Origin of the sequence: Bradyrhizobium sp. MOS001, assembly GCF_004634465.1 — a bacterium.
Taxonomy (GTDB): domain Bacteria; phylum Pseudomonadota; class Alphaproteobacteria; order Rhizobiales; family Xanthobacteraceae; genus Bradyrhizobium; species Bradyrhizobium barranii.
This window is the reverse complement of record NZ_SPVJ01000010.1, coordinates 13,119-36,759: the sequence shown is the minus strand read 5'-3', so window position 1 is coordinate 36,759 and position 23,641 is coordinate 13,119. Positions and strand designations below refer to the sequence as shown.

At 62.5% G+C, this 23,641-nt stretch carries 29 protein-coding genes and 1 pseudogene; 15 read left to right on the top strand and 15 right to left on the bottom strand.

Going from position 1 to position 23,641, the window contains the following annotated elements; genetic code table 11:
• The first annotated feature begins 80 nt into the window (after positions 1 to 80).
• The 3 genes from CT676_RS16020 (at position 81) to CT676_RS16010 (ending at position 2,307) form a co-directional block, all read left to right on the top strand.
• On the top strand, positions 81 to 1,097 hold the full coding sequence (locus tag CT676_RS16020) for an alcohol dehydrogenase catalytic domain-containing protein (protein ID WP_135214898.1): 1,017 nt from the start codon (positions 81 to 83) through the stop codon (positions 1,095 to 1,097).
• A 23-nt stretch (positions 1,098 to 1,120) separates the two neighbouring features.
• Positions 1,121 to 1,786: an HAD-IA family hydrolase gene (locus CT676_RS16015; RefSeq protein ID WP_135214897.1), complete on the top strand. Its 666-nt coding sequence runs from the start codon at positions 1,121 to 1,123 to the stop codon at positions 1,784 to 1,786.
• Positions 1,787 to 2,103: 317 nt separating this feature from the next.
• Positions 2,104 to 2,307, top strand: coding sequence for a cold-shock protein (locus CT676_RS16010; RefSeq protein WP_135214896.1), 204 nt, complete (start codon positions 2,104 to 2,106; stop codon positions 2,305 to 2,307).
• A 272-nt stretch (positions 2,308 to 2,579) separates the two neighbouring features.
• On the opposite strand, the gene CT676_RS16005 is transcribed toward CT676_RS16010, so the two are convergent.
• From CT676_RS16005 to CT676_RS15990, 3 genes are all read right to left on the bottom strand, one after another.
• Positions 2,580 to 2,795: a hypothetical protein gene (locus CT676_RS16005; RefSeq protein ID WP_135214895.1), complete on the bottom strand. Its 216-nt coding sequence runs from the start codon at positions 2,793 to 2,795 to the stop codon at positions 2,580 to 2,582.
• A 500-nt stretch (positions 2,796 to 3,295) separates the two neighbouring features.
• Entirely contained in the window at positions 3,296 to 3,946 is a 651-nt protein-coding gene (locus tag CT676_RS15995) for a hypothetical protein (protein WP_135214894.1), read from the bottom strand.
• A gap of 210 nt (positions 3,947 to 4,156) precedes the next feature.
• A complete protein-coding gene (locus tag CT676_RS15990) occupies positions 4,157 to 4,624 on the bottom strand; it encodes a hypothetical protein (protein WP_135214893.1) in 468 nt (155 codons plus the stop codon).
• A 311-nt stretch (positions 4,625 to 4,935) separates the two neighbouring features.
• On the opposite strand from CT676_RS15990, the gene CT676_RS15985 reads away from it, so the two are divergent.
• Positions 4,936 to 5,184, top strand: a complete 249-nt coding sequence (locus tag CT676_RS15985; protein ID WP_135214892.1) for a DUF768 domain-containing protein — start codon at positions 4,936 to 4,938, stop codon at positions 5,182 to 5,184.
• Here the strand turns inward: CT676_RS15985 and CT676_RS15980 are convergent.
• The 5 genes from CT676_RS15980 to CT676_RS15960 all read right to left on the bottom strand — a co-directional run bounded on the left by CT676_RS15980 (position 5,177) and on the right by CT676_RS15960 (position 8,117).
• Positions 5,177 to 5,404: a hypothetical protein gene (locus tag CT676_RS15980; protein ID WP_135214891.1), complete on the bottom strand. Its 228-nt coding sequence runs from the start codon at positions 5,402 to 5,404 to the stop codon at positions 5,177 to 5,179. The two genes, CT676_RS15985 and CT676_RS15980, sit on opposite strands and share 8 nt — an antisense overlap.
• A 32-nt stretch (positions 5,405 to 5,436) precedes the next feature.
• The gene (locus CT676_RS15975; RefSeq protein ID WP_193560886.1) at positions 5,437 to 5,697 is read right to left on the bottom strand and encodes a hypothetical protein; all 261 of its coding nucleotides are present in this window, start codon (positions 5,695 to 5,697) and stop codon (positions 5,437 to 5,439) included.
• Positions 5,698 to 5,852: 155 nt separating this feature from the next.
• Positions 5,853 to 6,092, bottom strand: coding sequence for a hypothetical protein (locus CT676_RS15970; protein WP_135214890.1), 240 nt, complete (start codon positions 6,090 to 6,092; stop codon positions 5,853 to 5,855).
• A 524-nt stretch (positions 6,093 to 6,616) separates the two neighbouring features.
• Entirely contained in the window at positions 6,617 to 7,438 is an 822-nt protein-coding gene (locus tag CT676_RS15965) for a DUF2182 domain-containing protein (protein ID WP_135214889.1), read from the bottom strand.
• 49 nt (positions 7,439 to 7,487) lie between these two features.
• Complete coding sequence (locus CT676_RS15960; protein ID WP_135214888.1) at positions 7,488 to 8,117, bottom strand: DUF1326 domain-containing protein; 630 nt, start codon at positions 8,115 to 8,117, stop codon at positions 7,488 to 7,490.
• 780 nt (positions 8,118 to 8,897) lie between these two features.
• Here CT676_RS15960 and CT676_RS15955 point away from each other — a divergent pair.
• Entirely contained in the window at positions 8,898 to 10,073 is a 1,176-nt protein-coding gene (locus CT676_RS15955; protein ID WP_167768056.1) for a hypothetical protein, read from the top strand.
• Between the two features lie 45 nt (positions 10,074 to 10,118).
• On the opposite strand, the gene CT676_RS15950 is transcribed toward CT676_RS15955, so the two are convergent.
• The 3 genes and pseudogenes from CT676_RS15950 to CT676_RS44035 form a co-directional block, all read right to left on the bottom strand.
• Positions 10,119 to 10,304 carry a hypothetical protein gene (locus CT676_RS15950; RefSeq protein ID WP_049826125.1) on the bottom strand — a complete coding sequence of 62 codons (186 nt, stop codon included), beginning with the start codon at positions 10,302 to 10,304 and terminating at the stop codon, positions 10,119 to 10,121.
• Positions 10,301 to 11,516 (bottom strand): annotated as a pseudogene (zigA, locus tag CT676_RS15945) (zinc metallochaperone GTPase ZigA). Before zigA ends, CT676_RS15950 begins: the two are co-directional and overlap by 4 nt.
• Before the next feature lie 223 nt (positions 11,517 to 11,739).
• Positions 11,740 to 11,997 carry a hypothetical protein gene (locus tag CT676_RS44035; RefSeq protein ID WP_174770120.1) on the bottom strand — a complete coding sequence of 86 codons (258 nt, stop codon included), beginning with the start codon at positions 11,995 to 11,997 and terminating at the stop codon, positions 11,740 to 11,742.
• 215 nt (positions 11,998 to 12,212) lie between these two features.
• On the opposite strand from CT676_RS44035, the gene CT676_RS15935 reads away from it, so the two are divergent.
• Positions 12,213 to 12,587: a hypothetical protein gene (locus CT676_RS15935; protein WP_063982749.1), complete on the top strand. Its 375-nt coding sequence runs from the start codon at positions 12,213 to 12,215 to the stop codon at positions 12,585 to 12,587.
• Positions 12,588 to 12,590: 3 nt separating this feature from the next.
• Here the strand turns inward: CT676_RS15935 and CT676_RS15930 are convergent, their stop codons facing one another.
• Positions 12,591 to 13,904, bottom strand: coding sequence for a polysaccharide deacetylase family protein (locus tag CT676_RS15930; RefSeq protein ID WP_135214886.1), 1,314 nt, complete (start codon positions 13,902 to 13,904; stop codon positions 12,591 to 12,593).
• A 161-nt stretch (positions 13,905 to 14,065) separates the two neighbouring features.
• The gene (locus tag CT676_RS15925; protein ID WP_135214885.1) at positions 14,066 to 14,872 is read right to left on the bottom strand and encodes a polysaccharide deacetylase family protein; all 807 of its coding nucleotides are present in this window, start codon (positions 14,870 to 14,872) and stop codon (positions 14,066 to 14,068) included.
• Positions 14,873 to 14,954: 82 nt separating this feature from the next.
• On the opposite strand from CT676_RS15925, the gene mgtE reads away from it, so the two are divergent.
• From mgtE to CT676_RS15905, 4 genes are all read left to right on the top strand, one after another.
• Complete coding sequence (gene mgtE / locus CT676_RS15920) at positions 14,955 to 16,376, top strand: magnesium transporter (protein ID WP_028150524.1); 1,422 nt, start codon at positions 14,955 to 14,957, stop codon at positions 16,374 to 16,376.
• 68 nt (positions 16,377 to 16,444) lie between these two features.
• Positions 16,445 to 16,780 (top strand): helix-turn-helix domain-containing protein, encoded by a 336-nt coding sequence (locus tag CT676_RS15915; protein WP_135214884.1) that lies wholly within the window; start codon positions 16,445 to 16,447, stop codon positions 16,778 to 16,780.
• A 145-nt stretch (positions 16,781 to 16,925) separates the two neighbouring features.
• Positions 16,926 to 17,744, top strand: a complete 819-nt coding sequence (locus CT676_RS15910) for an aldo/keto reductase (RefSeq protein WP_135214883.1) — start codon at positions 16,926 to 16,928, stop codon at positions 17,742 to 17,744.
• A 49-nt stretch (positions 17,745 to 17,793) separates the two neighbouring features.
• Entirely contained in the window at positions 17,794 to 18,768 is a 975-nt protein-coding gene (locus CT676_RS15905) for a hypothetical protein (protein WP_135214882.1), read from the top strand.
• A 253-nt stretch (positions 18,769 to 19,021) separates the two neighbouring features.
• Here the strand turns inward: CT676_RS15905 and CT676_RS15900 are convergent, their stop codons facing one another.
• Positions 19,022 to 19,420 (bottom strand): hypothetical protein, encoded by a 399-nt coding sequence (locus tag CT676_RS15900; protein WP_135214881.1) that lies wholly within the window; start codon positions 19,418 to 19,420, stop codon positions 19,022 to 19,024.
• Between CT676_RS15900 and CT676_RS44030 the strand changes: the two genes are divergently transcribed.
• Positions 19,410 to 19,559: a hypothetical protein gene (locus CT676_RS44030; protein WP_155257864.1), complete on the top strand. Its 150-nt coding sequence runs from the start codon at positions 19,410 to 19,412 to the stop codon at positions 19,557 to 19,559. The two genes, CT676_RS15900 and CT676_RS44030, sit on opposite strands and share 11 nt — an antisense overlap.
• Before the next feature lie 527 nt (positions 19,560 to 20,086).
• On the opposite strand, the gene CT676_RS15890 is transcribed toward CT676_RS44030, so the two are convergent.
• Positions 20,087 to 20,803: a DUF599 domain-containing protein gene (locus CT676_RS15890; protein WP_135214880.1), complete on the bottom strand. Its 717-nt coding sequence runs from the start codon at positions 20,801 to 20,803 to the stop codon at positions 20,087 to 20,089.
• A 130-nt stretch (positions 20,804 to 20,933) separates the two neighbouring features.
• On the opposite strand from CT676_RS15890, the gene CT676_RS15885 reads away from it, so the two are divergent.
• The 4 genes from CT676_RS15885 to CT676_RS15870 all read left to right on the top strand — a co-directional run bounded on the left by CT676_RS15885 (position 20,934) and on the right by CT676_RS15870 (position 23,601).
• Positions 20,934 to 21,596 carry a glutathione S-transferase family protein gene (locus tag CT676_RS15885; protein ID WP_135214879.1) on the top strand — a complete coding sequence of 221 codons (663 nt, stop codon included), beginning with the start codon at positions 20,934 to 20,936 and terminating at the stop codon, positions 21,594 to 21,596.
• 89 nt (positions 21,597 to 21,685) lie between these two features.
• Positions 21,686 to 22,054: a YidB family protein gene (locus CT676_RS15880; protein WP_135214878.1), complete on the top strand. Its 369-nt coding sequence runs from the start codon at positions 21,686 to 21,688 to the stop codon at positions 22,052 to 22,054.
• Positions 22,055 to 22,259: 205 nt separating this feature from the next.
• Positions 22,260 to 22,451: a hypothetical protein gene (locus tag CT676_RS15875; protein WP_014494643.1), complete on the top strand. Its 192-nt coding sequence runs from the start codon at positions 22,260 to 22,262 to the stop codon at positions 22,449 to 22,451.
• A gap of 157 nt (positions 22,452 to 22,608) precedes the next feature.
• A complete protein-coding gene (locus tag CT676_RS15870) occupies positions 22,609 to 23,601 on the top strand; it encodes a hypothetical protein (protein WP_135214877.1) in 993 nt (330 codons plus the stop codon).
• The last annotated feature ends 40 nt before the right edge of the window (positions 23,602 to 23,641 follow it).

Below are 23,641 nucleotides of genomic sequence, written 5' to 3'. Positions count from 1 at the left end.
AAATCAAGAGATACATATGTATAGTTCGGCCTCGCGAAGGGCGGTGGCGCCGAAAACATGCAGGAATCAAGGTTTTGAACATGCGCGCAGCGGTGCTCCACGAAGTTCGCGATATTCGCGTCACCGAAATTCCGACGCCAACGCCGGCCGCTGATGAGGTCATCGTGAAGGTTAAGGCCGTAGGCGTCTGCGGCAGCGATTTGCACTCGTACCTTGAAGGCGGCACAACGGGTCCGACCCGGATCAATCCGTTTGTGCTTGGTCACGAATTTTCCGGCACGCTAGTTCCGGAGAGTGCGAAACGGGCAGGCTTACCGGCGGATGCGCTGTTCGCCGTGGACCCTTCGATTTCCTGCGGTCGTTGCGAGTGGTGTCATCGCGGCCATACCAATCTCTGCCCTAATGTGCGGTTTCTGGGTTACGCCCCGAACAACGGGGCGATGGCCGAGTTCATCTGTGTGCCGACATCCGCGTTACACATCGTGCCTGACAGCATCGATCCCGCAGGTGCGGCCATTCTGGAAACGCTTGGCGTTGCGATCCACGCCATGGATCTCGCGCGCTCCCGATTAATGGAGACCGTCGCAGTGCTTGGCTGCGGCCCGGTCGGTTTGCTGCTGATACAATTGGCGCGCCTCGCTGGCGCCAGCAAGATCATCGCGATTGACCCGATAAAGGAACGGGCGGATATCGCTTGCGATCTTGGCGCCCACGTCAGCTGCGGCAGTCCTGAAGAAGCTATCGGCTTTACCGACGGCCGCGGCGCCGACCTCGTTATAGAGGCGACGGACTCCTCGCACGGCTTCGAGCATGCCGCGCGCAGTGCCCGCATCGGTGGTCGACTCGTCATCGTCGGAATCCCGGAGAATAATCAGTATGTGCTGAGCGGCGCAGAATCGCGCCGCAAGGGCCTGTCGATTAAATTTTCACGTCGCATGCCGGAGGTCTATCCGCGAGCGATCGCTCTGGCAGAGGGCGGTCACGTCAAACTCGCCCCCCTCGCAACGCATCGGTTTTCGCTGGACCAGACGCCGGCGGCGTTCGAGCAGCAGGCTGCGCGCCGCGACGGGATCATCAAGGCGATCATTTACCCCTAACCCTGTGCCCGCGAGTTCAATGAATGGCCAAAGCGCTCATTTTCGACTTCGATGGCGTTGTCGCTGACAGCGAGGTTCTGGCCAACACTGTGCTTGCCGAAATCGTAACCGAGCTTGGCGTGCCGACGACGGTTGAGGACTCTTACCGTGCCTATTTAGGTAAGCGCTTCAGCGAAATTCTCGCTGAGATCGACAGGACGGTCGGCAGACAGCTGCCTCTCTCATTCGGCGACCAGTATCAGGCCCGCACTCTGGATCGTTTCAGGCGATCACTGCTGCCGATTGCCGGCGTGCGCGAATTCATTGCAAGATTCGATCACGTGCCGCGATGTATCGCATCGTCCTCCTCGCCGGACAGGCTCGCTCTTTGCCTTGACGTTATGAATATGACGTCTCTTTTCCATGGGCGTGTATTCAGTGCGTCCAACGTCGAACGGGGCAAACCCTACCCCGACATCTTTCTCCACGCTTCAGCCAGCATCGGAATTCCTCCAAACGCGTGCATTGTTATTGAAGACAGCCCGAGCGGAGTGACTGCGGCAAGGGCAGCGGGATGTACGGTCGTTGGACTACTGGCTGCGGGACATATCCGCGAAGATCATGGCGCCTATCTTAAGAAGGCGGGGGCGCACTACTTGGCGCTGGACTATCTTGAAACTGAACAGATCGTTGCTGAACTGCTCGACTGACTGGCCTGCGCAAACATGTCCTCAACCGCTCTCAAGCGCTGATCGGTAGCGATCGGGACTTGCTCGCAGTCCCCGCAACGTCTTGGCATGGGTTCACAGCCTCATGTTTGCCGGACCAGCGAGAAGCAGCGCCTAAGGTTGGGCGCGTCCGCTGGTCGCGGGCCGGGCTCTTGTGGACGAGCCGCTTCGCGTCACGTCCATCGGCTTCGATCCCTTGCGCAAGCATATATAATGTGTCGCTCGCCGGAGGCACTCGCACGAAGGGCTGCCGCTTCGCGGCACCGCTATCACTGCCCGTCGCGCGGGTGCCTTGTTAAGTGGCTTTGGGGACAGTAAAGTGGTTCAACCCGACAAAGGGGTACGGGTTCATTCAACCTGACAACGGCGGCAAGGACGTCTTTGTTCACATCTCGGCAGTTGAGAAGGCTGGTTTCTCCTCGCTTGCGGAGGGAGCCAAGGTTAGCTTCGACGTCGTTTCAAATCGCGGAAAAGACTCGGCGGAAAATCTACGCATCGGGTGATGCGCCTAGCATCCGATCAAACAGGTTCGCGGCGTTTTCATCGGCCAAGTCCGAGGTTGACTGAGGGAGGGGCTCGCCGGGGCTGGCGAGAGGCGAGCCCTCAACCCCAAGGCCGCGAACTCTCCGGCAGCCTTGACGGAAGGCAGCATTCTGCGCCTGAACGTCGTAAATATGAGCGTTAAAGCGTTATCGGAATTTGGCGAGGCACCTCGCGCTTCGCCGCGGCTCATCGTCGCGGCGGATGAGTACGACACACCAAGACGAATAGCGGACTATGAGTTGATCACAGCAAGGACGCCGTCCACGAAAGCCTGGCATTCAGCGTGAGCCTTGAACGTGCCTTTGTATTTGCCGAACAGAAAGACGGTTCGTCCGTAGCCCGTCCCAAAAAAGTATTGGCCAATGTGCTTGCCGGTTTCGTCTTTGATCTCAATGCTGTCGATGCTTTGCGCTGCCTTGAGGTCGGTCGCGGGAAGCTTGATTTGCACAAAGTGTCTCCGGGGCATTTTGGCGAGATCGCCCCTGGCAGGTTAATACGCGGCTGCTTGGAAGGCGACTCCATCAGGAGGACGGAAGCATCCGGTCTAGCGGGTTCGACGCGTTTTCCACGTCCGGAAGGTCGGTAAGGGGATGCTAGCGCGACCATCAACTACCGCTGATGCCCCAGCCCGATTCCGAGGCTGAGCGCCTTCTGACGGAGGGCGCCAGCGGTGCGCTTCGTCATCTTGGCTATTTTGACGACAGGCGTTCGCGCCTTTGAGTGCGCCTTTGCGCCGGGCTCAGGATATTGCCACAGCGGTTCGCGGCGATAAGTCCAAGGATCCGGCAAAAAAGGTTGATGAGCAGGCAGATGCGTTCGATCGCGCAACGGAATCGATAGAGAAGCACATCGCGCGACTGCAGGCCGATGCTCAGGCTGAGGGCTTGGGTGCCGCAGCTCAAGCTCAGATGCGCGCAGAGGCAACGCCGGACCAATCACAACCAGACGTCAACGCGCGCGAGCCGATGAGACGTGCACGGCGCCATCTCTGGTTTGGCCAAAGTTACATAGTATGACGCTCTGCTCGTCGCGAGAGAGTGTCGCGTGACTTCCGAGTAAACTTACGATCTTTTGTGCAATCGATAATTCTTCGAGAAGATCGTTGCTGGAAGCTTTGGTTTTCGTCTTGAGTGATTTCAAGCTGCCTTTGTGAAGCTGTCCTCCGCACCGCGCGTAAACAGTTAGGATCTCCTGTTGGGTTAGATATTCGCCTTCGAAATCCGAAAAGTGGTGGCGCCCCGGGGCGATGCGCTGGCCCGTTACAGGTTGCGGAAAAAATCGAGGATGAATGCTTTCCATCCGTTTTATGATCTGGTCTGCCGCATAGGCCTTTTGCATCGTGTTGCTTTTAGTCTCCTCCAACTCTTCGTGAGCGACCAAACATGCCAGCGCGACGCACTCGCAGGACATACGAATTTGCAGGGTGCAGAATTCCTTCACGAAATGTGAATGAAGTGGAATTACACCATTCGCCGCGTCCTCAATTGCAAAAGTACGCAGCTTAATTTCACTCATAAATCCTGCGTATTGATCCAAGAGCCGTTTATTTGCCTGCTCTGTTTGCCTTTTCGAAGCTCGTGAAAAATTCAATTTAGACATAGTTCAGTTCTCACGGGGTAGCTCCGCGATGGCCCGGCGAAGCTTGATTTCGATGCACCGAGCGTAAACCAGTTCGCCGTTCCAGCCGGTGCTGTGAGAATGACCAGCTGTTCTGGCGCAAACTCTTCTTCACAGTGGTGGCAGCGAACGATCATGGGGGGCTCGGCGGCGTGGGGCGAGTGGGTGACGACGTTCTAGTCGGTAAGCACGTCACGACAGGGGGATAATCTGATTCCCACCGTCAATGCCGTAAGAATACTTCACAAGCTTGTGCCACGTTGGTTTTCCGGCAGCTCCACCACTTGGACAGGAAGCTTCACCGATGCATTGATATTTCTTGAACACATGAATGCAATCAGAGTCTCGAAGGTTGGCAATATGCTCGGTGACCTGAGACGTATAGGCGGAAACCGGCATTCGTGGTTGAGTAAATTGGGGATGGTACACGGCAATCGTTGGGGGGACGACCTCGTTGTTCGGCGTTAATGAGAAATCAAAAACCTCGACACGCTCGTCTGGCTTCGTGTGCTCGACGCAGTTGCGAGTCTTCCTAATTGATTTGCAGAAATTCGCCACGTCTGATGTCAGCCCAATGTATTGGCTGTCACCTTTGTGTTTTCGCGATACTTCCTCCGCAAGGCCTTCAAACCACCCCTTAAACTTGCTTCCGTAGAACATCGAAGCAATTGCAAAGAGTGCTTGGAGCGCGTGATCGGCGCGTTGAATGAACTCTTTGCAGCGTGGCTCAAGGTTAAGCTAGAAGCCGGCGGCAACGATGCCCCCAGCCTCCACCGCCGCCAGGCCCGTCATCCGCGGCCAATGAGGATGGCGGGCCGCCTCTATTACCTCCTAGGCCCGCCAGCAGATCGGCGGCCGGTCGTATCTGACAACCATCAAGCCTGCGCCGCCGAGGCCGCTCCAGCGTGAGTTGGGGCGGGCTACCGCCTTCCCTGGAAGCGCGCTAAGCGTGTACCGATGAGGGAGGTCACATGTCAGACAAGGCCCGCGAGTTTATCGATTTCTGGGTGGAGAACAGCATCCACGCTGTCGAACAGTACCAGAATGCGGGCGCATCGCAGGATGTGGCGGAACTCACGCGGCGTCTCATCGAGGCTGCCAAGGGGCAAGGCATTTCGGAGGCCGACTTGCAGGCTGCGATTGGCGACATCGCCGCCTATATCGAAGAACTTCTGAGGGCGGCAAACAGGGCTGAAAGCGAACGGCGTCAGCCTACGTAGGCTTCGTCAACCTATACACATCACCAGGCTGAAGGTTAAGCTCTTCGAACATTCGCTGCTGCTCTGCGGTGATCGGGACATCCAACACTTCCGCGGTCCAGCCTTCTGGAACGGCAGCGAGAACCAATGTCAGCGCCTGACTCGGTTTAGCAAGTGCGATCCAAATTTGCGTTGTTGTGTCATCCGCCGTCACTTGAACGACCAAAAACGACTCTGCCATTTCGTTCAATGCGGCAACTAGCGCCCTGGTTTCTAATCCGAGGCGACTCGATCTCGCTTTGCCGGTCCTCCTACCTGCATATTCTCCAGCGCGGTTGGCGGCTGCAGACCGGGAGAGGTCAACCATTCATTGATGTTCGCGGCAGTATCGGCCTGGCGGGCTCGTCTGAGGTAGAGCTCCCGCTGGGGGCCGGGCGGCAACTGTGCTGCGGCCTCGCAGCGCGCAGCCTCTTCGGCCAGTCGCTCTTCAAATGTCTTAGTATGTTTGGTTCGGTTACGACGCTTGATGGTCATGGCTCTACTCCCTTCCGGTGAAGGCGGGAGCGCTGACCGGGCGCTCTCGTCATCGACATGTTGGCCCATAATCGTCAGGTTGGCGCAGTGTTCCAGCCGCACACGGCCTCCCGCTTGGCGCTAGCCGGTAGCAATCCTGCGGTCGGGCGGGCGCTCTACTTCCCGCCGTTCATGGCGTGCGCCATAGGGGGGCTGGCCCGCCTCGCAAATGCCTTAGCTTGGCGGGCCTTCACCGACGCGCGCTCTCGCACCTCAGCTTTGGTGATCGCCTTCGTCAGCGCCTCCCAGGCAGCGCCATGGAAGGCTGTCTTGTCATCGCCATCGTATTCGAGCTGGCGAAGGGCGATGCGACAAGCAGCGAGCAGTTCGCGCTCCAGCGCCGTGAGATCAGCCATTGCGGCGCCCCCTCGCGCTGTGTGCATGGTGCGCGCATGAGGGAAAATTGCTTTTCGACGGAGCGAGAAAGATCGAAGCTAAGTCTCTGATCTTGTTGGTGAGCGCGCTGGGGCTCGAAGCCAGGACCCCGTGATTAAAAGTCACGTGTGCAAGCTGGCAGATTGAATCCGGCAAAGGAAAGATCGCCCAAAGGGCATCGCTGGCAACATGTAGGTGAGCAAGGCGCCTTCGAGGATCTCAAGGGCCGCGATCAAGACGTTCGTTGGACGGTAAAGGCACCTTTGCCCACGGAAATGCACCTAACCTCTCTGTCAGGCTCCGTAACCATTTGAAATCAAAGAAAGTTAATGCGCCCTCCGAGCGCACCAACCTCGAAAGCCGATCGATGGGAGGACCGGCTCAGGGAGCCCAGGTCTTCGCCGTTCGGCCGTCCCCGCCTGACGGTTCGAGTGTAGGGCTGGCGGCTCGGCGTGATCGCCGTTTGCAACAGGGCACGCGTACTGAACATCACGCAGGTTGCTCATCACCACGGCGACGACACCAGTAGCCAGACGCCGGCGGCCGCACACGCAATGCCGGCGGCGCGCGCGATCCATCGTCCGATCGGCGTGTGTTTCTCCAACAGGACGAGCAGGGCCAAAAGCGCAATCCAAAGCACGTTCATCACCCCGCCTACGAACAAAAGCGCCATCAAGACCCAGCAGCAGCCGACACAATAGCCTCCGTGCCGCAGCCCCAGCAGCAGGCAGCCTCGCAGGTCGTCGCGAAAGCCGCCGTGGCGCATCAGGAACAGAAATGGCGACTGGCATTTGGCGAGACAGACGTTTTTGAGCGGCGTCCATTGATAGACTCCCGCCGCGATCAGCACGATTGCACTGAGCAGATTGCTGGCGATCGTCATCCGGGAATCCAGCAGGACTGCCCGCTCGATCGCCCATTGGAGTAGGGTTGCTGCCAGCGAAAAGCCGCCCCAGGCGAGGAGATAACCGGCCGCAAACCAGCCGGTCGCAGCGAACGGTTTGCCCTGCGCTTTCCCTTGTCGACCCACGCGGGCGTACATGAGGATCATGGGTGCTGCCGAGGGTGCCATCATTCCGACCATCATCACCACCCACATCAGCAACACATACGCGAACTCGATCGCTCGCCATGGCTCGCTCGCCGGCAACATGATTCCGATTCCGGCCGGGATCATGCGGAACCCGGTCATGTCCATGCCGCCCATGTCCATGTCCTTGGCAAGCCAGAGCACATAGACCCATGCCAGCGCGACAATGATCCCGATCGCGCCGCCGACGATCCAGCGATCGCGCCGCAGCACGGTTTCCAGGGGGCCGTCGGTCATTTGCGATAAGTGTTGCCGGCCTTCTCGCAAGGCCGGGTCAGGAGTTGCATCACGCCTGGTTCGACCAGCGGATCGGCGCATAGAGGCCGTTCTTGCCGGAATTGTCCCAGCGCATGCCATGATCGCTGAACGTATTACCGGCGGCACCGACTGCCATGACCATCCTGTCGGGGCTGACTGGATGGCCGATGTTGGCCCACATTTCCCCGCTCGGATGCATGGTCGGCAACGGGTCGACGGACATGTGCAGAATATCAGGGATTTCCGCGGACCGCGTCTTGCCCTCGATTCGGAATGTGATCGGGACCTTGCGAACCCCCAGGTTCTTGCTGATCAGCGGTGTGAACGCGGCCATCGGACCACCGGCGGCGCCGGTGAAGATCGCGGCTAGAGCCTCGGTCTGCTCATCGTTGGCGCGCTGGTCGATATAGGCGGCCACCGACCAATCTCCGTCTGCCATGATCCCTGGCGCGTGGAGGATAACCAGGACATTGAGTCCATCGAGCTCGATGTTGCCATAGCGGCCGCTCTCGACGTGGAAGATCAGCGGTACGTTACAGAAGCCCTCGGTCGGTCGCGCGGTCAGCGGGGGAGCCGCCGACACGAGGCAGGGACACACGATGCTGCAATTGCAATTCTCGAAGTAGTCACCGGAAAGGTGCCATGGGACATCTGCCATCGCTATCTCCCGCTAGGCCGAACCCGTTAGATTACTTTCGAATGAGCTACGTGCAGTTGAAAGTTACGCTGCGTGGCGAAGTCCCGCAAGCTGAAGTCCCGCAAGCTATTGTGAGGTTCGGTCAATCCACGGGAAAAAGCACCTATCAGCTGGAGATCCACCCAAACTCTTTGCCCATTTCCGCAAGCCATTGAAACTTCAATATATGCGACCGCCCTCCGAGCGCGCCAAACGGCGGATCGCGCCGCTTTGGCCGGGGTAGGGGCCTGTTTCTGCCGAATGCCCTCTCAGATCAAGTCGATGATCTGATCATAGAACATCAGACGAGAGTGGCTGCATCGGACGAGATGCGTCTGAGCGAATCTATTCAGCCAATCTGATTTGCCGAGATTGACCACGGCAGCCTGGCGCGGCGGCGGTCCCCAATCGATTGTGTCGAAACTGAAATTATAGACTTCCTCCGGCGTGAATATCGAAACCTGTGGCCGATGAATCCGCAGATGCCTCATGTCGCTTTCGATAGAACAGTGCGCGTCCGGTTGGAATGAGTTGGAGCGGGCAAGGCCTGGAACACCGGCCACCCCGGGGGATCCTACCTGCTCACGCAATTGTTCCTGGACGTAGCCAGCCAGGGGCGCTGGTCGATCGACACCTTCTTATTGCGTTTCTATGCTATCACATCTTATAATTGATAAACCCAAGAGACACGAAATATCGGTCGCTGGCTTCCGGGTCCGAACACGGGCGGCTGGAGTCGAGCACCTTTGCAAGGAGGGCAGCATGACGCTCAAGTCGGGATTCCAATTCGCGGAGGCGCAACTTCTGCTTGAGATGGCGCAGCGTGCCTACGCCGGCACGCCATCGCTGACCGAAGCGGTGGCAACCTGCGGCGTGCCCTCCGTGCCCGATCCAAGCTCAAATTGGGCGGTCCGCAAGGACCTCACCCCGACGAGTGCCACGCTATTGGATAATTACTGGCAGGTCTGGCAGAACCAGAGTGACACCACCCAATACGCGATCGCAGTGCGTGGCACGGTCGCAAGTGCGGCCAGCGTGTTGGCCGACTTGCTGTTCCCCCTGATCAACGCGCGCTTTGACGTGAAGCTCGGTCCGATCTCGCTGCCGTTCTATCTTGCCCGCGATGAGGGTGACAGTGCGGTGAAAGCCGGTGTGCATTCGGGCTTCGCTCTGAGTTTGCTGCTCATGCTGTTCACCACCGATAGCCCGTTGTTCGTGACCTTGGGGCTGCTTGCGGAGCAGGGCAACGACGTCTACATCACCGGGCACAGCCAGGGTGCCTCGATCGCCACGCTGCTGACCTCGCTGGTCCGGCACTCGACGGATGTTTTTAAGGGGCCAGCCTACAAGACCTATACCTTCGCGCCTGCCAAGGCCGGCAACGACCATTACGCATACGATTACGCGCGGCTTGCCGCCGTCGACGGATACGGTTGGGCCGTGACGTCGACGCAGGACTGGGTGCCGCAGGCACCGTTTGCCCTGGAGTGGATATCAGACCTCAACACGCCAAATCCGCTGCGTGGGTTCGGCGGCAGTCCCGATCCTGAGGCAATGATCGCGCTCGGCAGCGTGGTCACCGGCGGTGAGAGCGCGGTCAATCGCGTTCGCGACGATGCGGTGAGGCGGCTCAAGCAACGGGTCGAGAGTCTTTCTCGGAGACTGACATCCGAGACGATCCATTTGACCGCCGCCGATCTCGGCGCGGCAACCGCCGCACCGATCACGGGATCAACGATCTCGGACTTGATCCAACAGATCCTCGACCAGCTTCAGGCCTCGCTGAACTATGCTGACGTCGGCGCGCTGCTGCCGCTCTTCGCCAACCCGGGCGGCAACCCGACCGATGGGACGCCGGGATGCCAGAAGCTGGACTATTTCTGGCAGCACCACCTCGGCAACTACCTGAAATACATGAAGCAGCAATATGGCGGCTGAGCCGGGAAGGACTGCGTGCGCCCTCCGAGCGCACCACCTTCATCCTTATCGCTGTTTTGGCTGGATTTCGGCGACTGCCTCGCGCGGTGCTCGTTGGTCCAAGCGATCATCAGCTTGTCCGCCGGTCAAAGTGACCGGCGGGAATATGCTGTCGTAGATCGCACGCGCCTCACGGATGAGGCGCTGCCGCTCGAGCTCGGATTTCGGAACGAATCGAACGACGTTGGTCATTTGCGTTCCGCGGCTTCGTCCGCGCGGCGCCAGACCGGGAAGGGGTCTGCGAGCTTCGCCCATTCCGTGACGTTCATCGCCGGCTTCCCCGGGACGAGGCAGGCATCCAGACGGGCGCGGAGCGAACCTTCATCCATGCCGGTGCCGATGAACACGATTTCCTGGCGGCGATCGCCGTAGATGTCGTTCCAGTTCGCACGCAGCTGTTTCCGCCAGGACGGATCATCCGGCCAACGTTCCGCAGGTACGGCCGCCCACCAGAAGCCAAGCGCCTGCGTGCGCGTGATCGTGCCAGCCTGGCTGATCTCGCCAAGCCATTGCGGGCGCGTTGCCAGCCAGAAATGTCCCTTGGCGCGAATGACGCCGGGCCAGGGCTGCCTGACGAACTTGTCGAACTTTTCGGGATCGAACGGCCGGCGCGCGCGATAGACGAAGTTTGTCACGCCGTATTCCTCGGTCTCCGGCACGTGATCGGCAAAGCCGTAGAGCTCCTATGAACCAGAGCGGATGCTGCTGCGCCCGCTCGAAGTCGAACCGGCCGGTGTCGAGAACGCGATCGAAGGCGACCCGGCTGTGGTTGGCTTCGATCAGATCCGCGTCCGGATTGAGCGCGCGGATGATCTTTCGCGCTGCCTCGCGTTGTGCGGGCGACGCGTCATCGACCTTGTTGAGAACGATGACGTCGGCAAATTCGATCTGCTCGACGAGGAGATCGACCAGCGTGCGCTTGTCGTTCGCCAGCGCTTCGCCGCGCTGATCGAGAAAATCCGTCGACGAATAGTCTTTGAGCAGGTTCACGGCGTCGACCACGGTGACCATGGTGTCGAGACGCGCCACATCGGAGAGGCTTTCGCCGTCTTCGGAACGGAAATCGAAGGTCGCCGCAACCGGCAGCGGTTCGGAGATGCCGGTGGATTCGATCAAGAGATAATCGAAGCGGCCATTTTCTGCGAGGGCGCGCACCTCCTTCAGGAGGTCGTCTCGCAATGTGCAGCAGATGCAGCCATTCGTCATCTCGACGAGCTTCTCGTCAGTCCGGGACAGGTTCGCACCGCCATCGCGAACCAAATCCGCATCGATGTTCACCTCGCTCATGTCGTTGACGATCACCGCCACCTTCAGGCCGTGCCGGTTGTTCAGGACGTGGTTCAGCAAAGTGGTCTTTCCAGCCCCGAGGAAGCCGGACAAGACGGTGACGGGGAGTTTTTGCATGGAGATCGAAGAGCCTTTTCAACGGGATAGGACGGTGACGCTTGGGGAGGGACATTGGGACCGGGTATGTAATGTTATAACATTACATTCGTTGGCGGCGCCGTCGTCAAGTCGTTTCGCAGCTCAGCTGAAATTCGCGAACATTGAGGTGGATGATCGTTGTAACGATCGGCTGCCGCTCAGCTCCAGGCAGCAGCGCGCTCGAAGGCCTCGCGCGACGCGCTCAGCCATATTCGTCGCCGATCCCGTATTCGCGGTAGATCTCGAGCGGATCCGTGTCCGGAAACAGGCGGCATTTGGCCTGGGCGAGGTGCAGGCTCACCGCCGACGGCTCCTTGCCGTTCGCCAGCATCTTGCGGATGTCGTCCATATGCGCGCTCGGCTGGTGTTTTGGTTCGAGCTGCTCCAGCGCGACGAGCGCGGTCGCCAGGGCCTCGGTCAGCACCCAGTCGTCGTGGCCCGTGATTCCCTTCTTCGGCATCGGCAGACCCCACATGCGGTGGCTGTGCCAATGTACCGTAGCTTCCGGCGAATCTCCATCGCGCAGCTGGCAACCTCGCGTTTACGTGGAACACGCAGGCCCCGGTACTCTCGCTTGCATTGTGAACGCCCGTGGCTAAAAGGCGGCCGGCGATCGTATCTTTGTCGAAATAAAGATGGCGTAGACGGGTCGCACCGCTCAGGGCTGGAGCCAGCATGGTCTTTCTTAGCTTCGTCTACCGCTTCGTGACGAACTTCGCCTTCATGGCGATGGTCTATTTCAGCCTGAATTTCATGGAGAAATACCAGAACCGGGCGATCCTCGCGATCCTGGTGCTGGTCTATGCCGGCATGCGCGCGGCCTCGACGCTGCGTGCGTTCTATTTCTTCCAGAAGATCGAGAAGCTGGAGGCGGAGACCAAGCGCCTGCAGGCTCCGATCAATGACGGTTCGGGCGCAACGAACGCGCGCAAGCAGGTCGTGGCCGACGTTGGCCGGCTGCGCCGCGACGGCGAGCTCAAGTCCTATATGGACCTGTTCTTCCTGGCGCTGATCGTGCTGCTCTGTGTCGCCAACATCATGCGCCAGTAGAGCTTACTGCGCGCGCTTCTTCAGGCTGGCGACGCGGGTCGGATGCGTCGCGGAACTCCGCGGTGTGGCGCCCTTGGGCGCCGTGCTCTTGGGGGCAATGCTCTTGGGGGCGGTGCCCGTAGCCTGCGCGGTGTGCTTCGCTCCGGCCGGCGCCGTATGTGCGGTCCGATGTCCGCGCGACTTGCCGGCCTTGCCCTTGGCCGCATGGGGCGTCTCGGCCGCCATTGCCAGCCGCATCGCGGCGCGCCGCGACAAGGTCGTCGACAGCAGGACCTCGACCGAGCCCTCGGGGATGGCAAAGAGATCGCGGTCGGGTACGGGCAGGGTGGCCGCGACATTCGCCAGCGCCATGGTCTTGCGCGGCAGCAGCGGCTGATGCTCGGTCTGTGCGTTGAGGTCGGCAAGCGAGGGCGCCGGCAGCGTCTTGGTCTGCGCGAACACGAAGTTCGGCACCGACGGCCAGCGTGCGATCGGCACCGTCTCGGTCGGCGGATGCAGCAGCCATTCCACCGGCGTGGTCGGCGTCGCCGGCCGATCGGCGGTCGCGGGCACCACATGCACGATGCGATAGCCGCGCGCCTTGAGGTCGCGGATGATCTTCGGCAGCGCCGCCACCGTACGGGGCTGGATGTCGTGCAGCAGCAGGATGCCCTTGCCCTTGGCCTCCAGCCGCTGGATCGCGAGCTGGTAGACGCGGTCGGACGACACATGGCGCCAGTCGTCGGCGGGGAAGTCGGCGCTCCAGACCTGGATGCCGCGCGAGATCAGGAGGTTTTCGACGCCTTCGGCGCGCATCAGGCCGGGAATGCGGAAGAACGGCGCGAGCTTGGACGGATCGGTCATCGCGGCCGAGGTCCACTCGATGCCGCCGTTGATCTGCGCCTCGGCCTTGTCGAGCGGCATCCGGTCGAACGTCAGCGGATGGTTCATGCTGTGCGTGCCGACAGTGTGGCCCGCGGCAATCAGCTTGCGCACGCCTTCCGGGTTCGCCTTGGCCTGCTCGCCGATGATGAAGAAGGTAGCCTTGATGCACTCGTCGTCGAGCATCTTGAGGATCTGGTTCGAATATTTCGGCAGCGGACCGTCGTCGAAGGTCAGGACGACTTCATGGTCTTTCAGCGGCAGCGTTTCGCGGTACTGCATGGTGCCGATGCGCGGATGCTCGCGCGCATCGACCACGAGGGTGCGGGAGGTCCCGAGTGCATCCGGATGGCCGGGACAGTCCGCCGCAAGGGCCGCCGGTGAACCGACGACCAACAGCCCCAGACACAGGACGATCCACGATCGCGTCCGAACAACAACGCTACTTCCGATCATGAACCTCGTCTGCCTCTTTACGCGACTGCCGCCTTAATTGGTCGGAGACGCCCAGAAACGGTTCAGGCGCAATACCCTCTACATCCTTGCATGCCGTAGCATGAACAGACTGTTAATAGGGCCCAAATCACCCCATTTTGCACCGCCGTGACATTACGGCATCATTGCGCATCGGCGCTCTTCTGTGACGTGCCCGCCGGCACGACGTGAACGACGCGATAGCCGTTGTCCCTGAGGTACCGCAGGAAGGCCGGCATGATCGCGGCCGTGCGTGCCTTGGGGTCGTGGAAGAGGATGATGCCCTTGCCGGCGCCGGCGAGGCGCTCGGTGACGAGCTTCAATTCCTGCTCCGGCGTCATCTCGTTCCAGTCGCTCGCCCAGAGGTCGGCCCCGAACACGACGATGCCGCGTGACTGGAGCAGGTCGAGCTGCGCTTGCGTCCCCTCGAAATAGGGGAAGCGGAAGAACGGTGTCGAGGGCGTCACCGTCGACACGCCTTTGAGCGCCGTCTCGTCGGCCGCGATGCCGCGGTCGATCTCGCTCTTCGCCTTCTCGAACGGGATCCGCGCCATGAACGGGTGCGACCAGGTGTGGTGGCCGATGGTATGGCCCTCGCGGGCAATGCGCTTGACCATGTCAGGATGTTCGGAGGCGTGCAGGCCGATCAGGAAGAAGGTCGCGCGCACGCATTCCTGCGCCAGCGCCGCCAGCACCTTCGACGTCGTCGGCGGATGCGGGCCATCGTCGAAGGTCAGCACGACCTCGTGATCGGCGAGCGGCAGCGTCTGCGGAAAGCTCTTCAGGCCGACGCGCGGCGTGGTCTTGGCGTCGACGCTCAGAACGCGCGAGGTGCCGAGCGCGTCCTTGCGCGGGCAGTCCGCGGCCTCCGAAGAAGCGATGCCGGTGAGGCCCGCTAAGACCGCGCCCACCGAGATCGACATCCATTTCAGCCGAAGCATCTTTGCCATTGCGCTCGCAGTTCGCTTGTGGGTATTGCCTGACCGTCAGCTCAGACCACTCGTTCCAACCTGTCAAACGGCGAGGCGCGCCATGGATGAACATATGGACGGTGCCCCATCCGCCGAGGCCTCGGTACTCGACCACGTTCCGATGCGCAATGAAGACGGCGAAATTCGTCATGAATTCGTCGAGGAGATCGCCCATGCGATCGAGGCCGGCGACAGCGCCGCGCTGCGCGCCTGCGTCGCCGAGCTGCACGAGGCCGATCTCGGCGATCTGATCGGAGCTCTCGCGCCCGACCACCGCGTTCGCCTGGTCGAGCTGACCGGGCGCGACTTCGACTTCTCGGCGCTGAACGAGCTCGACGAGGGCGTGCGCGAGGAGATCCTCGAGGAGCTGCCGCCGGAGACCGTTGCGGAAGGCGTCCGCGAGCTCGAATCCGACGACGCGGTCGAGCTGCTGGAAACCCTCGACGAGGCGGAGCAGGAGGAAATCCTCGAGAAGCTGCCGTTGCAGGAGCGCGTCGCGCTCGAGCGCAGCCTGCTTTATCCCGAAAATTCCGCCGGCCGCCGGATGCAGACCGAGTTCATCGCGGTGCCGCAGGATTTCACCGTCGGCCAGGCGATCGACTACATGCGCGAGACGCCGGATCTGCCCGACCGCTTCTACGAGATCTACGTCGTGGACAAGGACCAGCACTGGCAGGGTGCGGTCTCGCTCGACGTCCTGCTCCGCGCCCGCCGCCCGGTCGCGCTTGCCGAGCTGACCGACGAGGATCGCCGCCGCGTCTCCGTCCTGGAGGACCAGGAGGAGGTGGCGCGCATGTTCGGCAAGTACAATCTCGTCGCGGCACCGGTGCTCGACACCCAGGATCGCCTGGTCGGCGTCATCACCGTCGACGACGTCGTCGACGTGATCGAGGAGGAGGCGGACGAGGACCTCAAGGCGCTCGGCGGCGTCAACAGCGACGAAGAACTCTCCGATACCGTGTTCACCATTGCGCGGGCGCGGTTCAACTGGCTGCTGGTCAATCTCGCCACCGCCTTTCTTGCATCCTCGGTGCTTGGCCTGTTCGAGGGGCAGCTCGAGAAGATGGTCGCGCTCGCGGTGCTTGCGCCGATCGTCGCGAGCCAGGGCGGCAATGCCGCGACCCAGACCATGACGGTCGCGGTGCGCGCGCTTGCGACGCGCGAGCTCGGCTCCTCCAACGCCTGGCGCGTGGTGATGCGCGAAGGCCTGGTCGGGCTCGTCAACGGCCTTGCCTTCGCCTTGATCACGGGCATCGCGGCGGTGGCCTGGTTCAAGATCCCGGGCCTCGGCATCGTCATCGGGCTTGCGATCATCTGCAACCTCGTCGCGGGCGCGCTCGGCGGCATCCTGATCCCGATGGCGCTCGAACGTGTCAGGGCCGATCCGGCGGTCGCGTCAGGCACGTTCGTCACGACGGTGACCGACGTCGTCGGCTTCTTCTCCTTCCTCGGCATCGCGACGCTGTGGTTCGGGTTGAGGTAGCGGCGACGGGCAACCATCTTTAATCCGAACTTAAGCGACCTGCCGCATCATCGCCCGTGCTTGGGGGAATGGACATGCGGTTGCGGCTGAAGGCGGACGGACGGGTCGTCGAGTTGCGGGATGGGCAGGAGCTTCCGGTCCAACCGTTTCCAGTCCAGCCGTTGCCGGTCCAGGCGGCGGCCAATGCCGTCCCTGGCGATGACGCCAGCTCGCTTGCGGTGCGCGCTCTGCGCCGCCGCGCCTGCCTCACCCAGATGGAGTTCGCCGCCAAGCTCGGCGTTCCCGTCGAGACCATCCGCAACTGGGAGCAGGGCAAGCGCGCCCCGCGAGGACCCGCCCGCGCGCTGCTCGCCGTGATAGCGCATGCGCCGGACACCGTGTTCCAGGCGCTCGCCAAAGCCTGACGTCAGGGCCAGGCGCGAGCCTCCCGTTAGCATTGCCCTGAATATCCGGCCCGGCGCCGGCGTCGTCCGTTGGCACTGTCACGGGCCGGGTCCATAATGGCGCCCGGATGATGTTTTGAGGCGATCGCAACAGAGAGGATTCCTCATGCTGTTCGTCGAGGCCAATGGCGCAAGGATACCGGCGATCGGGCTCGGGACCTGGGAGCTGGGCGGGCGCGCTTGCGGCCGCGTGGTCGAGCAGGCGCTGCGGCTCGGCTATCGCCACATCGACACTGCGCAGGTCTACGACAATGAGCGCGAGGTCGGCGACGGCCTGCGCGGCTCAGGCGTGCGCCGCGACGACATCTTCCTCACGACAAAGGTCTGGACCAACCATTTCGCGCCCCATGATCTCGAACGCTCGGTCAAGGAGAGCCTCGCCCGGATGCGGCTCTCCTCCGTCGATCTCCTGTTGCTGCACTGGCCCAATTCGCACGTGCCGCTGGAGGAGACGCTGGGTGCGCTGTCGCATGCCAAGCGCATGGGCCTGACCCGCCACATCGGCGTTTCCAATTTCACCGTGGCGCTGATCGAGCAGGCGGTGGCGCTCTCGCCGGAGCCGCTCGTCTGCAACCAGGTCGAATATCATCCTTATCTCGACCAGACGAAGGTGAGGGCAACCTGCGACCAGCATGGCCTCGCGCTGGTCGCCTACAGCCCGATCGCCAGGGGACGCGTCAAGGCCGACCAGACGCTCGCCGGGCTCGGCCGCGCGCATCGCAAGACGCCGGCACAAATCTGCCTGCGCTGGCTGGTGCAACAGAATGTCGCTGCGATCCCGCGCACCTCGCGCGTCGAACGTCTGTCGGAAAACATCGATATTTTCGATTTCGAGCTCTCGGATGACGAGATGGCCCAGATCGCCGCGCTGGCAAATCCCAAGGGCCGTCTGACCGATTTCGGCTTCGCGCCAAAATGGGATTGAGAGGGGGCCGCTGTATGCTAGGACCGGCGTGGCAACCCAAGATCGATCGATGGAACTGCGGAAGATCATACGGACGGACATTGCAGCGTCGGCGGTCGCGCATCTGACGCTGGTGGCGCTGATCATCCTGATCAGCGAAGTCCATCCGTTTCACGCCGCGGCGCCCGAGACTGTTTCGGTGGACATCGTCACGCCGGAGCAGGTGAAGGAGGAGGAGGCCAAGGCCGAGGAGAAGGCTCAGGAGAAGCCGCCGGAGCCGCTGCCGGACCTGAAATTGCCGAAGCTGGATTTCACCGACAAGGACAAGGCGGAAGCCGCGCCGAAGCCTGCGACCAAGCAGCAGGCCGCGGCGCCGTCACCGCAGGCCCCGCCTGAACCGCAGCAGAAACAGCCGCAGCCACAGCCCTCTGAGGCACCGAAGCAGCGGGAGGCCAATGTGCAGCCGCAGCCTCAACAGCCGCAGCCGTCGCAACAGCCGCCTCCGCAGCCCCAGCAACAACCGCCGCCCCAGGCGATGCCGCAGCCGCCGTCGCAACGGCCGCCGCCACAAGCGATGCAGCAGCCGCAAGCCGCGCCTCCGGCCTATCAGGCGCCGGAGCCTGACGTGACCGTCAAGTACGGCGTCATGCTGGGCCTGCCGCCGGAATTGCCGCCGGAGCTGCCGAAAGACGCCCCCAAGGACGATGGCGGCGATGCCAAGGATTCAATCGCGGCCAAGCTGCCACCCGAGGTCATCGCCGCGCTGCGTCGCCACCTGAAGAGCTGCGCCAAGCTGCCGGCCGGGGTCGACCCGACCGACAACGTCAACATCAAGCTGCGCACGGTGTTCGCCACCGACGGCACACTGGCCCGCCCGCCGATCCTGATCGAAGCTCCGCCATCCGCGAAGGGCGTGGCCATCGTGAAATCCGCGACCGCAGCGCTCCTGGCCTGCCAGCCCTACAAGATGCTGCCGGCCGACAAGTACGGCGAATGGAAGATCTTGGACCTGCCGTTCTCGCCGCGGGATTTTGGCGGAGGGTAGGCGGCTCGCTCCACTCTATCCATTCTGCGAGCTAAGGCCTCCCGGTTCGCGGCTTCAGCCATGCCATGATCACGGCGTGCGGCGTTCTCCGGCTGCGTGGCAAGCTATGTCTTTCGATGGTGCGCCGTGCAAAGGCGCCGGCCTGCTCGGTGGAGCCTCGCTGCGCCGGCGCGAGAGCCATCCACTCGCGAATGACGGCACGTCGAATGTTCGATTTTGGCATCGGATCAAATCCATGAGTTCGGGTGGATGTTCACGCGGCCTGCCGAAGGGGGATGGCCTCCGAGCGCCGCGCCAGAAGCACGCTGCCGCAAGGATGCTCGGCGCCTTGCAGGACGACGAAGCCGCGCTTCGTCACTGCGGCACGAAGAGTGTCCTTCGCAGCTGCCTTCTGCGCGTCGAGCCAGATCACCAGCACGGCGCGGGGGCTCAGGAAATCGTCGAGCCAATCCACTGTCGCATCGAGTGCGTGAAGCGTGCGTCGCCGCCAATCCACGAGCGCGACTTCATATTGACCTGCCGGCCGGCCGCAATTACCTGCCGCCGCCGCCAGCAGATATCCGCGACGATGCAGCTCAATCACCAATTCCATGCTCTTCGCGCCGACCACGACGATGCGTTGCCGCGTCGAGCAGTTCGCGATGGCCATCATCGGATCGATGATCCTGTCGCTGACCCCTGAATTCGACATCATTTCACCAGTTCGCTACGCCGCGCGAGCTTGCGCGACGGAGCGGATATGGTGCTGGATGCTGTATGATTTCGAGATTGGCGCGATCGCGGTTGCATAGGATCGGCATAGGACCGGCCTCGGCGGCGCGCTGCCGGCAACTTATGTCGCGCTTATAAACAGACGATGCACTCCCCATCGCATTCAAATGCCGTCAGCGCCATTCTTCCGGCCCGCGCTTGTTATCGCGCCTTGCCTGGAGACAAAAATGTCGGCTTACCGTGCATTGATCGTGGGGCTACACGATCGTCCCATCAGAATGATCCACATGGATTGCATCGACGACGAAGCTGCGATCAGCTCCGCGGAGAGGCTCGTCGACGGTCGCGACGTTGAGCTCTGGCAGATGGATCGGCCTGTGGCCAGATTCGATTGCCGGTCCGGGACGATGCGCAGGAAGTAGGCCGGGATATCGCGGTGTGGGCAGGCCTCGCGTCCTGGGATGACGGAGCCAGTCGTGTCGTCATTGCGAACGTAGCGAAGCAATCCGGACTGTCACCGTGAAAAGATCCTGGAGTGCTTCGCTGCGCTCGCAGTGACGGTGTGGAGAAAACGCGTGCCGCCCTTCGCTCGCGCGCAGCAGATGCCTCAAGAACCGCGCTTCCGAGTCTCCGCACCATCCATCTCCTCCGGCGCCATCGCCGCCCAGGCACTGGACGCGAATTGCCTTCGCCAGGTCACGATCACCACCGCCGCCGTGGTCACGAACAGCACCCAGGGGCTGACGAACCAGCCGAGATAGCCGAGTGCGAAGAAGAAGGCGCGCTGGCCGCGGTTGAAGTGGCGGCCGGCGGATTCGAACAGGCGCGAGGTGCGGATGACGTGGGCCTCGGCCTCAGGCGTGTCGCGCCGGTCAGCCGGCGGCATGCCGCCGAACAGGATCGCGACATAGTTGAACAGGCGATAGGCCCAGGCGAATTTGAAGAAGGCGTAGACGCAGATCAGCACGAGGCCGACGCATTTCAGCTCCCACAGCGCGGGCGAGGGGCTGAGATCGATCGGCAGCTTGGCGAGGATGGTGATGGCGTCGTTGGTGGCATGCAGCAGTGCCAGTGCGCCGCCGAGCGCGAACAGGCTGGTGGAAGCGAAGAAGGCGGTGCCGTTCTGGAGCGAGGCCATGATCTGCATGTCGACCATGCGGGTGTCGCGGTCGAGCAGGCGGCGGACCCAGACCTCGCGATAGCGGTTCATGCGCGCCGACAGGCTGTCGCGGCCATAGGCCGAGTGCTCCAGCGTCAGGGCATAGACCAGCCATTCGATGATGAAGAAGCCGACCGCGGTGATGTCGACCCAATGCCCGCCCATGTCTCACTCCTCGCGAAGATCGCAACGATTGCCACGCGCGGCCGGGTGCGGCAACGATTGATTGGCGGCAGGCGATGGCGCTAAAAGCAGCCGCATCCGCATCCAAAGGACCTAGGGAAGGACCAGCGACATGGCAGCGCTCAAGCTCGCGATCGGAAACAAGAACTACTCGTCGTGGTCGATGCGGCCATGGCTCGCACTGCGCGCCAATGACATCCCGTTCGTCGAGACTGTCATTCCGCTCTACACGGACAATCCCGCGGACAAGGATCAGATCCTGTCCTTCAGCCGCGCCGGCAAGGTGCCGGTGCTGGTCGACGGCGACATCACTGTGTGGGATTCGCTCAGCATCATCGAGTACGTTGCCGAGCGCTATCCGGAAGCGAAGCTGTGGCCCGACGATGTCGCCGCCCGCGCGCACGCCCGTTCGGTGTGCGCCGAGATGCATTCCGGCTTCATGGCCTTGCGCAACGAATGCGGCATGAACCTGCACCGCCCCGTGGGCGCCGTGACGCTGTCGGCGGACGCCAAGGCCAACGTCGCCCGCGTGCAGGAGATTTGGCGGGAGTGCCGGGCGCGCTACGGTGCCAAGGGACCGTTCCTGTTCGGCCGCTTCGGTGCAACGGATGCGATGTACGCCCCGGTCGTGCACCGTTTCCGCACCTACGCGATCGAGGTCACGCCGGAGACCAGGGCCTACATGGACACGATGATGGCGTTGCCGGCGTTCCAGGAATGGACCCGCGACGGAATCGCCGAAACGCTCGTCATCGAGAAATTCGAGAACGTCTGACCCGCGAATGTGATCGGGCGCCGCTTGACGATGTGCAGGCTGGCGGCGCTCAATCGCGGTGGAAGGACCGCTTGGGAGAGGGCAGGGGCATGGGAATTCTGGACTCGCTGGAAAACAACCCCGCGCTTCGCAGCGCGCTCGGCCAGCTCGGCGCCGCGGTCCTGCCGGCGGTGTTGAACGAGGTGCTCGGCAGCAACAATCAGGGCGGCCTCAGCGCAATCGTCGCGAAGCTTCAGCAGTCCGGCTTCGGTGACCAGGTCAAATCCTGGCTCAGCAACGGCCAGAACCTGCCGATCTCGGCCGACCAGCTCCGCGCGGTGCTCGGCAGCGACACGGTTCGGCAGCTTGCGGCGCGCTACAACATCCCGGTCGACCAGCTCGGCCAGATTCTGGCCCAGGAACTGCCCAAGGCCGTGGACCAGGCAAGCCCGGAGGGGCATCTGCCCCACACCGTCTGAGGGAGCCGGTTCCAGCGGTATCCTCCACCCACCGGTTCCCGCACTATCGTCCTGAAAATACTGCCGGATCGGCCTATTTGCCATGCCTGTATACCGCTGGCCAAAACGCCGCATTGCGTGCTATATGTCACGCCGGGTTTTCAGCCGGTCCGACGCAGTGGGACCCTGGGCACGGCCGGCGCTGTTTGAGTCATGGAGATGGGCGTTGAAGCATAAATTCCCCGTGGGAACGCGCGTACTGTTCACTGCCAGCAACGTCGCGCGCCCGGCTGCGAGTGGCTCATACGAGATCATCCGCCTGCTGCCGACGGATGGCGACGACTGCCAGTACCGCATCAAGAGTTCGACTGAAGCGTTCGAGCGCGTCGCCAAGGAAAGCCAGCTCGCCCAATCCTGACGGATGACGGTGCCGCGCGTTGACATCGCGAAGGAATTCGCTTCGCTCGCCGTCAAAAGGCCCCCTTCGCCTCGACATGGTGAACCGGGGGCAGTTGCCGACTCGCGGGGGCTCGCTTTGACCATTCGCTCTTTGCTGGCGTGAGGGGGCGTCGCGCATGAACTGGGCATGGGCCACTTCGTTCGACCAAATCTCGCGCCCGCAGGCCTTTCCGATGTGGATGATCCTGGTAGCCGCCGGCTTCCTCGGCCTGATTCTCCTGATTACGCTGGTGCGCGCCGAAAGGTCGGTTGCCAACGGCGCGCTGACCGTCATCGCGCTGCTTTCCATTGCCATCGCGGTAGCTGCCACCGTGCGCGTTTATGGTCCGGCGGAGGAGGCGCCGCCCGGCGAGGCGCGCGCGCAGAGCGCGGTCGTCGCCAGCCTGCCGGCGCTGTCCTGTCTCGACGATCTCGCCGGCAATGCCGTGGCGATTGGTTGCGAGAAGGCGCTGTTCGGCTCGCCTGACGCGGCGGCTGCGGCCGTCTCCTACACCGCCGCACGGATCGACCGGCTCACCGCGCTCGGCGATGCCGCGACCGCCGAGAAGAGCCTGACGCTGGACATGAAGGTGCTGCGCAAGGCGCTGGAGCGCGATCGCTACGGCCTCGTCGCGCAGGTGCTGGTTGCGCGCGACGGCTGCACGCAGTTCGACTGCGCCGCCTTCCGCTCGCTGACCGATCAGCAGCGGGTCGCCGCCAACATGGATTCCCATCTCTACGACACGCTGGTCGCACGCTATGCGCCGGGCTGGAACGCGCCCGCAACGGCCCCGGCGATGCCGGCCACCGCGGCGCTTGCCGGGATGCCGCCATCGATGCCGACGGGCAGGCCGACCAATGCGGAGTTCCCGAGCGCGTCTTCGACGCCGCCGGTGAGCATCATGAATCCGGAGCCGCCCACGGCGGCGGTGCGACAGGCGGCGCCTGCTGGAGGCGCAGCCTCGGCGCCGCGCGTGTCCGCTCCGACCTCGGCGCAGGCTGCTGCTCCTGCGGCGCCGGCTGCGAAGAAGCCGCCAGCGCCGAAGGCCGCGCGTGCGCCCGCCGCAGCACCGGTTCCGCTCGCCCCGCCGGCTCCGGCCCCGGCTCCTGCGGCTGCGGATAACGAATAGTTCGGCATTCCAAATGCGTGGCTGCCCGGCTAATGCTGGG